Origin of the sequence: Microbispora sp. ATCC PTA-5024, assembly GCF_000511135.2 — a bacterium.
In the GTDB taxonomy this organism is placed as follows: Bacteria; Actinomycetota; Actinomycetes; order Streptosporangiales; family Streptosporangiaceae; genus Microbispora; species Microbispora corallina.
The window spans coordinates 934,964-942,763 of sequence record NZ_KI866523.1; the positions used below are offsets into that span (position 1 = coordinate 934,964).

General features: G+C 68.9%; 12 protein-coding genes and 1 tRNA gene. 9 read left to right on the forward strand and 4 right to left on the reverse strand.

The genetic code is table 11. From position 1 onward, the window contains the following. The 5 genes from MPTA5024_RS40925 to MPTA5024_RS16905 all read left to right on the forward strand — a co-directional run. Window positions 1-880 (forward strand): hypothetical protein (locus MPTA5024_RS40925; RefSeq protein WP_232326500.1); only part of this gene is annotated, 880 nt, incomplete at its 5' end. 129 nt (window positions 881-1,009) lie between these two features. After that, the gene (locus MPTA5024_RS16895) at window positions 1,010-1,195 is read left to right on the forward strand and encodes a hypothetical protein (RefSeq protein WP_157099511.1); all 186 of its coding nucleotides are present in this window, start codon (window positions 1,010-1,012) and stop codon (window positions 1,193-1,195) included. 60 nt (window positions 1,196-1,255) lie between these two features. Further along, complete coding sequence (locus MPTA5024_RS44270) at window positions 1,256-1,381, forward strand: hypothetical protein (protein ID WP_269750584.1); 126 nt, start codon at window positions 1,256-1,258, stop codon at window positions 1,379-1,381. Between the two features lie 138 nt (window positions 1,382-1,519). Continuing rightward, the gene (locus MPTA5024_RS16900) at window positions 1,520-2,116 is read left to right on the forward strand and encodes a hypothetical protein (protein ID WP_036325011.1); all 597 of its coding nucleotides are present in this window, start codon (window positions 1,520-1,522) and stop codon (window positions 2,114-2,116) included. Window positions 2,117-2,203: 87 nt separating this feature from the next. Then, complete coding sequence (locus tag MPTA5024_RS16905) at window positions 2,204-3,031, forward strand: MerR family transcriptional regulator (RefSeq protein ID WP_036325013.1); 828 nt, start codon at window positions 2,204-2,206, stop codon at window positions 3,029-3,031. A 30-nt stretch (window positions 3,032-3,061) separates the two neighbouring features. Here the strand turns inward: MPTA5024_RS16905 and MPTA5024_RS16910 are convergent, their stop codons facing one another. After that, window positions 3,062-3,454 (reverse strand): DUF4304 domain-containing protein, encoded by a 393-nt coding sequence (locus MPTA5024_RS16910; RefSeq protein ID WP_157099512.1) that lies wholly within the window; start codon window positions 3,452-3,454, stop codon window positions 3,062-3,064. Window positions 3,455-3,595: 141 nt separating this feature from the next. Next, complete coding sequence (locus MPTA5024_RS16915; RefSeq protein WP_036325017.1) at window positions 3,596-3,928, reverse strand: ester cyclase; 333 nt, start codon at window positions 3,926-3,928, stop codon at window positions 3,596-3,598. Between the two features lie 99 nt (window positions 3,929-4,027). Here MPTA5024_RS16915 and MPTA5024_RS16920 point away from each other — a divergent pair, with 99 nt between their 5' ends. Both MPTA5024_RS16920 and MPTA5024_RS16925 read left to right on the forward strand, forming a co-directional pair. Beyond that, window positions 4,028-4,405, forward strand: coding sequence for a VOC family protein (locus tag MPTA5024_RS16920; RefSeq protein WP_036325019.1), 378 nt, complete (start codon window positions 4,028-4,030; stop codon window positions 4,403-4,405). 134 nt (window positions 4,406-4,539) lie between these two features. Next, window positions 4,540-5,067, forward strand: coding sequence for a DUF4142 domain-containing protein (locus tag MPTA5024_RS16925; protein WP_036326486.1), 528 nt, complete (start codon window positions 4,540-4,542; stop codon window positions 5,065-5,067). 35 nt (window positions 5,068-5,102) lie between these two features. Here MPTA5024_RS16925 and MPTA5024_RS44275 read toward each other — a convergent pair whose 3' ends face one another. Both MPTA5024_RS44275 and MPTA5024_RS16930 read right to left on the reverse strand, forming a co-directional pair. Continuing rightward, window positions 5,103-5,231, reverse strand: a complete 129-nt coding sequence (locus MPTA5024_RS44275) for a hypothetical protein (protein WP_269750585.1) — start codon at window positions 5,229-5,231, stop codon at window positions 5,103-5,105. Window positions 5,232-5,471: 240 nt separating this feature from the next. After that, on the reverse strand, window positions 5,472-6,680 hold the full coding sequence (locus tag MPTA5024_RS16930) for an esterase-like activity of phytase family protein (RefSeq protein WP_198167193.1): 1,209 nt from the start codon (window positions 6,678-6,680) through the stop codon (window positions 5,472-5,474). Window positions 6,681-6,789: 109 nt separating this feature from the next. Here MPTA5024_RS16930 and MPTA5024_RS16935 point away from each other — a divergent pair, with 109 nt between their 5' ends. Then, window positions 6,790-7,248: a MaoC family dehydratase gene (locus tag MPTA5024_RS16935; RefSeq protein ID WP_036326488.1), complete on the forward strand. Its 459-nt coding sequence runs from the start codon at window positions 6,790-6,792 to the stop codon at window positions 7,246-7,248. A gap of 105 nt (window positions 7,249-7,353) precedes the next feature. Continuing rightward, window positions 7,354-7,426 (forward strand) — tRNA-Arg (locus tag MPTA5024_RS16940). The last annotated feature ends 374 nt before the right edge of the window (window positions 7,427-7,800 follow it).

Here is a 7,800-nt window from a genome sequence, read left to right on the forward strand (position 1 = left end):
GGTGGACGAGCTGTACGACTACCTGTTCGATCACGTGCGTCAGATCACACCACATCAGACGCCGGAGAAGATCAGCACCGTACGAGGCGAACTGATCATCGCTCGTAACCCCCGATGGGCACCAGACGCGCAACCCATTCCCTCCGTCAGTGCCGACCCCGCACACGACGACGCCGAGGATGAGTCGGCCAAGGGAACCCAGCCGTTCCGACTGGTGCGCACCACGTCCGCGCCCCCCACGAAGCCCGAGACGACTGCGCCCAAGCCGAGGGCGCGCGAGTCGAGCGCGCTCGGCAACGGCACTCCAGGAAATGCGCAGATTTTCACCCCCGGGGTAACGGCCCCACCTGCCGGCCGCCCCGCAGGCATACCCCGCAGACTGGCCCTGGTTACCCTCGCTGCTAGTGGAGCCGCCGCAGTGGGCTTCGTCGTTTGGGAACTCCATGGAAGCAGCCAGACGCCGAGCAACCTCGGCGGCAATGCCACCGGCGACGAGCCGGAGACTAACGTGCTCAGAACACAGAGGAAGGTCACATCCGGACCCCTCACCCTCACCGTTCGGCGGATCCTGGTCACCTCAGATTTCACCCGGGTCGAACTGTCCGCGCTCAACACGGGTTCCGAATCGCTGTCGCTTCCCGTGTACAAAAACAGCCAGCTTAGCGCGGAGGGCGGCACCACACTGGAGGCGGAACCGGGCCTCAGCCACTGGCCCGTGGACGTCCCGCCCGGCGTCCCGATCAGCGGGGTAATCGTGTTCTCCGGGCGCCTGCCTCCGAACACGAAACAGGCGAGCTTCAGCTTCATCCATGTCATCAGCCTCGACGTAGACTCCATCACCGTCAGGAATCTCGCGATCAAAGCCACGCCGACGGGATAGACGGCACGCCGGAAAGGCTCAACGGCCCGCATGCGTTCCCGGAGAACCGCGAACAGACCGCCCCCGGCTCGCGGATCCGAATGGGAATCGAACGCCACCGAGGCGACGGCTCGTCACATGGGGTGGCTCATGAACGACTCCACCGTCAGCGTCGCCCACGGCGCCGAGTGGTACGCCCTCCTGGACGACTGGATCAGAGGGCCGGCGCCCGCGGCGATCCTTGAGCGCGGGTTCTTCTCGGCCGGCTCTCCGGAGGTCGCCCAGGAGCTCTCCGACGCGTTCGAGACCCACCACATCTGGAGCCGGCGCCGGTAACATGCGCCCGGCCGCGTGGCCTGCAGTTTCGCCTGGTGGGCGACGGGTAGTGCCGGGGGCATGCGCATCGGGGACACGGAGATCAGATTCCTGGGCGGCTGGGCCGGATGCCTGACGATGATCGTCCTGTCCGTGTTGCTCTCGATCGTGCTGACCGTCGTGATCAATCTGATCTTCCAGCCGTAGACCCCGGGCCCGGCACGCTCACGGCCGACCCCAAGTGCCCGTTAAGTCCCTGAAAACGATCTTGCCAAGAATGTCCCAAGATCTGGTCTCTAGCGTCGTCAGCACAAGAACACGCCTGACGAACGAGGAGAGACACGCATGCGCACGCTCATGAAGGCCGGCGCGATCGCGGCGGTGGCCGCCGCCTCACTGATGGGGTTCGGCGCCCCGGCGTTCGCCGAGAGCACGGTGGTCGTGTGGAACTCGACCTCCATCGGCCCGCAAATCACGACCACTTTGTCCCAGAAGTGCCCCTCGACCGAGCCGTACCCGGTCAAGACCACGGTGTCGTCCGGCACCAAGGACTCCTACAACTCCCAGTACCTCAACTACAAGAACCTCACGGTCGACGGCCGCGTCGTGAAGATGACGTTCACCAACTCCCAGTCGCTGAGGGACCAGCACCCGGTCACCCTGTCGGTGAAGCTGGAGATCCTCTGCTCGAACGTCCCCCAGCAGCCCGTGACCAGCGTCGAGCTGAAGCAGAGCGCATCGATCACCCCCGGCGGCGACGCGCTCGTCACCGTCAGCTGCCCGCCCACCCACTCCCACGTCACCGGCCACGAGGAGCGGCACCCCGCCGGCGTCGCCGTCGTCGACTACGGCCAGGAGGGGTCCTCGTACTGGGTCAGGTACGAGAACGACGACTTCCTGAACACGGCCTGGGCCGACCTCTACCTCACCTGTTCCGCGTAGTCTCCGGCGAACACGTTGACCTTCCCCTTCGGGGAGGCCGCACAGTGGTGGCGACCCGGGCAGCCGCCCGGAACGAGGGAGCCGTCCATGAGCCTGGTCAGCATCGGGGAGTTCGCCCGTCTGTCGAGACTGTCGCCGAAGGCGCTGCGCCTGTACGACGAGCTCGGCCTGCTGGTGCCCGCCCATGTCGACCCCGGCACGGGGTACCGCTGGTACGCGGTCACGCAGCTGGACCCGGCACGTCTGGTGGCCTCGCTGCGCCGGATCGGCGTGCCGCTGGCCCGGATCAGGGACATCCTGGCCCTGGAGCCGGCGTCGGCCGCCGAGGAGATCCGGTCCTACTGGACCGGGGCGGAGGCCGAGCACGCCGCCCGGCGGGACCTGGTCGGTTCCCTCGTCGATCGTCTCGAGGGGAAGGACCACCCTATGTATGAGGTCGCCGTCCGCGACATGTCCGCACGCCGCCTGCTCAGCATGGTCCGGCGGGTCCACGAGGACGACCTGGTGCCGACCGGCCGGGAGCTGTTCATCCACCGGCTCCGGCGCGGCGGAGTCCCGCGCGCCGAGGGGATCACGGGAGCGCCGTTCATCATCTACCACGGGGAGGTTAGCGGCGACAGCGACGGCCCGGTCGAGTGGTGCTGGCCCGTCCCGGAGGGGGAGGCCGCCGAGATCGCCGCCCGGTTCCCGGACCTCACCCTCCGTACGGAGCCGGCGCACCAGGAGGCGTACGTCGTCCAGGAGACGCCGGGGCAGTGGGCCGGGACGCAGGCCGTGAACGCCATCGAGGCCCTGGTCGCGTGGGCGCGGCAGCGGCGGCGTGAGCCGTCCGGCGGTCTGCGGCTGGTCCTCGTCCCGAATCCGGCCAGTGAGGGACGGGGGCCGGACAACCAGTTCGCCCTGCCGCTGCGGTGACCGCCACGGATGGTTGAAAAGCCGGCCGGCTCAGTGGCGGTCGAGCTGGCGCCTCATCGCGGGGAGGGCGAAGTCGCGCACACCGTCCAGCACCTGGTCGACCACGGCGGGATCCGGGGCCGTCCCCACGTCCCACCAATGATCGTGGCCGCCGGGGAGGAGGCGGCCGATCCGACTGTGCCACATCGACAGGCCGTAGAAGGTCGACGCGGCCGGGCGGAACGGCAGCCCCCGTACCGATCTCTCCCGCTCCTTCGGCACCACACTCAGGTTCACGGTGAAACTGACCAGCTCACGGGTGCTGAACGCCGACTTCTGGAAGCCCAGGAGCGCCCAGTGACGGTCGTGGGGGAGCCGGTACAACGGCCCTGATCCCACGAGGCCGAGCTCTCGGAGCGCCGGGGCGAAGTCATCGCGGAGCATCTGGCGGAAGGTTTCCTGCGCGGTCGCCACCCGGCCATTCAACCGGCCGGCGGGCGGCCGCGGATCCCCGGACGACCCCTACCCCGGTCTCGGCGTCCCCGAACGGCCCGTCCCACTGGCGCCCGGGGATGCCGGAGGCCTTCAGTGGGTCCTGCGGTAGGTCCACATCTCGGCCATCCGGTCGTCCTGGACCCGTACCAGCCAGATCAAGGGGGTCCCGGCCCCGTCGCGGCCGGCGGCGCCGACCACGGCCACCACGTCGCCGTCGCCGAGCACGGCGTCGACGCGGAAGGTCAGGTCGGGCTGAGCCTCCCGCACCCGCTCGACGGCCTGGGCCACGCTCTCCGGTCCCACGGCCTCGGGGTGGGCGTGATCGAGCCAGTCCGGAGCGAGGACCTCGGGCGCGATGGAGGTGTCCCCGGTGTTCCACATCTCGAAGTAGCGGGCGACGACCTGCCCGGCTGCGCTCGTCACGGTCGAGCTCCCTTCGCGTGGGATCGCGTACGGCGGTGAGAGTGATCGGAACCAGGGTAGGGGCGGGCCGCCGGGGAGCCGACCGAGAGGACGTACGCCATGGGGACACGACCGGGGATGAGCCTCACGGCCACCGTTCTCGACGCGCCCGACCCACACGCCCTGGCGGCCTTCTACCAGCGGCTTCTCGGCTGGCCCATCGGGGACCAGGAGCCCGACTGGGTCACGTTGCGCCCGGAGGGCGGCGGGCCCGGGCTGTCGTTCCAGCGGGAGCGGGCGTACGTCCGGCCGACCTGGCCCGCCGGGGACGGGGAGCAGCGGATGATGATGCACCTCGACATCGAGGTGGAGGACCTGGAGGCCGCCGGATCCCAGGCGGCCGAGGCGGGCGCGACCCTGGCCGCCTTCCAGCCGCAGGACGACGTCCGCGTCTACCTCGACCCCGCGGGCCACCCGTTCTGCCTCTGGGTGCGCTGAGCCGCGCGGAGATCGCCTCCGGCGAGCGCCGATGCGAGGACGCGTTCTCACGGGGTATGACGGCTACGAACTGTCGTGCCCGAATGGCGCTAGATGTCGTGATTGTGCCGTTCGGATGAGAATCGGGGGATCTCATGCTCAGACGGCTCATCGTCCTTCTCGCCGTCCTGGCCGGTATGTCGGCCGGTGGAACCGCCGTGCAGGCCGCGGCGGCGCCCACACCCACGGTAAGGGAGCAGGACAGGACGTTCCTCACCGAAGCCCACCAGGGCAACCTGTCGGAGATCCAGGCGGGGCGGGCCGCCCAGGAACAGGCCACGAGCCAGGCGGTGAAGGACGCGGGCGAGCGCTTCGTCCGCGACCACACCGCGCTCGACCGGCAGGTCACCGAGGTCGCCGGCAAGCTCGGCGTCACGCTGCCGGACGAGCCGACAGCCGAGCAGAAGGCCGCCCTCGAGAAGGTGAAGGCCAACAGCGGCGCCGCCTTCGACCGGGCGTGGGTGGAACAGGAGGTCGGCGACCACCGCGCCGACCTGGCGGCGGGCCGCAAGCAGCAGTCGGAGGGCTCGTCCGAGCAGGTGAAGCAACTCGCACAGGACGCCGGCCCCGTGATCAAGGGCCACCTCGACCTGCTGGAGAGCATCAAGGGCAGCGGCGGATGACCGTCCGAGCCGGGGTGAGGGGCGTGCGGCGTCCCTCACCCGTCTCGCGACAGGAGCCTGACGATCAGCCAGATGATGAGTGCCCATGAGGCAAGGCCGGCGAGGGTCACCACGACCAGTCCGCGCAGCCGGTAGCGCTTGCCGGGCGGTTGCCGCTCGTTCATCGTCCTCCCGCGGCGGGACGGCCTGTTCCCACGCCGGCCTCCATGCCCCGCAGATACCCCGGCTTCGGCCGGCTTTCCCCTCGAGGCGATCACGTACGGAGATGTATCGGTCACGGACGATCACCGCATTCCCGCCCCCGCGCATGCGCCCCCACCGACAAGTGTGCGCACCGGCACCCCCTCGCGGGGGGCCGATGCGCAGATTGGCCGCCTCCGGAAGCGGCCGGCCTCGGGGAGCGGCTACAGGAGCGCGCGCGGGTCCGCGTTCAGCCGGTGCGAGAGCCGTACGGTGATGAACTCGTCGTTGTCGGCCTTACCCGGGGTCCGGCCGGACGAGAACGGGAAGTTGTTGTCGTTCAGGATGGCCAGCGTCCGGTCGTCCAGCAGGGCCACGTCCTCGATCGTCTGGAACGGGAACCGGAACGCCGGGCCGAAGCCGCCGAGGTTCCTGGGGTTCGCGAGGTTCAGCAGGTCGGCCACGAGGGTCTTGTCCATCACCCCGTCGTGGTCGCGGTCGGAGCCGTCCACGAGGTAGACACGCTTGAGCTTGGCGGCGTCGCCCTGCTCGTTGTCGCGCTCGATGATCAGGAAGCGGTGGTCGTCGACCGCGATCGCGTCACCGATGGAGTTGCCCGCGGCCTCCAGCCGGTACGTCCGCCACTTCGGCGCGTACGTGCCGGTGCGCAGGTCGAAGTCGTACATGCGCAGGTCGCCCGGGGTGTCGCCGTCGACCGTGCCCTCCAGCAGCGGGTAGAGGTGGCGGCCGTCGACCGACCGGGCCATGCCCTCGAAGCCCTTGCTGCTGCGGATGTTGGGCTGCCCGCCGTTCAGGTTCGGGTTCTCCGGGGCCATGACGCCCGGCAGCGGGATCGGGGCCTGCAGCAGGCGGCCGGACGGCGTGAAGTGCAGCAGGTACGGGCCGAACTCGTCGCCGATCCAGTACGTGCCGTCGAAGGCCCGCACGATCGACTCCACGTCGAAGTCGGCGCCGGTCAGCTTCCGGTCGGCCCGCGTCAGCGCGAAGGGCACCTTGTGGTCGGGGTCGGTCAGGTTGAACCCGCCGACCACCGAGACCTTCCCGGACTTGAGGTCGGGGCGGATGCGGTGCACGCGCAGCAGGAAGTCCGCGCTGTTGGCCTTCTGGCCGTACCCGTTGTCCGACAGCACGTCGTACGTGCCGTCGTGCCGGTTGACGACGCCGCTGAAGCCCTGCACCGGCTGCCCCGGGAAGGGCAGCGTGATCCCGTTGACGGGGGCGGTCCCTGCCGCGGCTCCGGACGGCTCGCTCCCCGGGACGTACGTCTCGGCCGGGAGGACGGCGAAGCCGGTCAGCCGCGCCTGGCCGAAGCCGGCGGGCTTGAGGTCGGCGGGCTTCGGGTCGGCCATCGCCGGGGTGGCCAGGCCCACGGTCAGAGCCGCGGCGCCCAGCATGATCGAAAGCCGTCTCATGCGGGGCACGTTAGGGACGCCGGGTGACAGACGGTCCAACGGCGTTCCGCGTGCAGGAGGCCAGAGTCATACGAGTTGAGCGTGACCACCTGTCGGTAGGGTGCCGTACATGCGGATCTTCACGGACCTCGCCGAGCTCAAGGCGGCCAAGGGCGAGCACCTCGGGTACACCGACTGGCGCGAGATCTCCCAGGAACGGGTGAACCTGTTCGCCGACGCGACCGACGACCACCAGTGGATCCACGTCGACGCCGACCGGGCCAAGGAGGGCCCGTTCGGCGGCACGATCGCCCACGGATACCTCTCGCTGGCGCTCGTCCCGTCGTTCATGCAGGAGCTGTTCCGGGTCGAGGGCATCCGGATGGCCGTCAACTACGGTCTGAACAAGGTCCGCTTCCCCCGTCCGGTGCCCGTCGGCTCCCGGGTCAGGGCCGGCGCCGAGATCGTGGACGTCAAGGGCACCCCCGCCGGCACCCTGGCCAACCTGCGCGTGACGATCGAGGTCGAGGGCGCCGACCGGCCCTCCTGCATCGCCGAGACGCTCTCCCTGTTCGTGCGGGAGGAGTGAGGTCCGCTTGACCTGCGGGTGGGCGGATTATTGGCGCGAGCAGGGGTGTGAGGTCTGGTAGAGTTACACCCGTTGCCAGATCACCCCAGGTGAGACAGGCGAACTGCGGCCGTAGCTCAATGGATAGAGCATCTGACTACGGATCAGAAGGTTAGGGGTTCGAGTCCTCTCGGCCGCGCACATCACAGAAGGCCCGTGAACAGGGAAAACCTGGAAACGGGCCTTTGTGCTTCCTAGATCAACTCGATCGCTTGCTAACAACCTTGCTAACACGGCGGCTTCCGGGTATAGCAAATCCCCTCGAACCCTTGATGCCTGAGTGGGGGACCCTTCATATTTCTGATCTTGATCGTGCGTCGCACGCTCTTCGCTGCGACGGCCTCCGACCTGTCCGATCTTCCCCATTACGCTGGGTGGTAGGCAAGCTGAGCCGCGCAACGTCTAATCGCTCATGAAGGATGGCAGCGTGCAAACAGAGTTGGCGTTGCATCATTGGCGCCTTGGCCAGACCATGGCGGAGCGATTGTGTGCAGGCATCCTGGGGCTAGGTCC

What these genes read in the sequence shown, in the direction of transcription:
- MPTA5024_RS16895 (WP_157099511.1), top strand. Translation starts at nt 1,010, where the DNA reads ATGAACGACTCCACCGTCAGCGTCGCCCACGGCGCCGAGTGGTACGCC.
- MPTA5024_RS44270 (WP_269750584.1), top strand. Translation starts at nt 1,256, where the DNA reads ATGCGCATCGGGGACACGGAGATCAGATTCCTGGGCGGCTGGGCCGGA.
- MPTA5024_RS16900 (WP_036325011.1), top strand. Translation starts at nt 1,520, where the DNA reads ATGCGCACGCTCATGAAGGCCGGCGCGATCGCGGCGGTGGCCGCCGCC.
- MPTA5024_RS16905 (WP_036325013.1), top strand. Translation starts at nt 2,204, where the DNA reads ATGAGCCTGGTCAGCATCGGGGAGTTCGCCCGTCTGTCGAGACTGTCG.
- MPTA5024_RS16910 (WP_157099512.1), bottom strand. Translation starts at nt 3,454, where the DNA reads ATGCTCCGCGATGACTTCGCCCCGGCGCTCCGAGAGCTCGGCCTCGTG.
- MPTA5024_RS16920 (WP_036325019.1), top strand. Translation starts at nt 4,028, where the DNA reads ATGGGGACACGACCGGGGATGAGCCTCACGGCCACCGTTCTCGACGCG.
- MPTA5024_RS16925 (WP_036326486.1), top strand. Translation starts at nt 4,540, where the DNA reads ATGCTCAGACGGCTCATCGTCCTTCTCGCCGTCCTGGCCGGTATGTCG.
- MPTA5024_RS44275 (WP_269750585.1), bottom strand. Translation starts at nt 5,231, where the DNA reads ATGAACGAGCGGCAACCGCCCGGCAAGCGCTACCGGCTGCGCGGACTG.
- MPTA5024_RS16930 (WP_198167193.1), bottom strand. Translation starts at nt 6,680, where the DNA reads ATGAGACGGCTTTCGATCATGCTGGGCGCCGCGGCTCTGACCGTGGGC.
- MPTA5024_RS16935 (WP_036326488.1), top strand. Translation starts at nt 6,790, where the DNA reads ATGCGGATCTTCACGGACCTCGCCGAGCTCAAGGCGGCCAAGGGCGAG.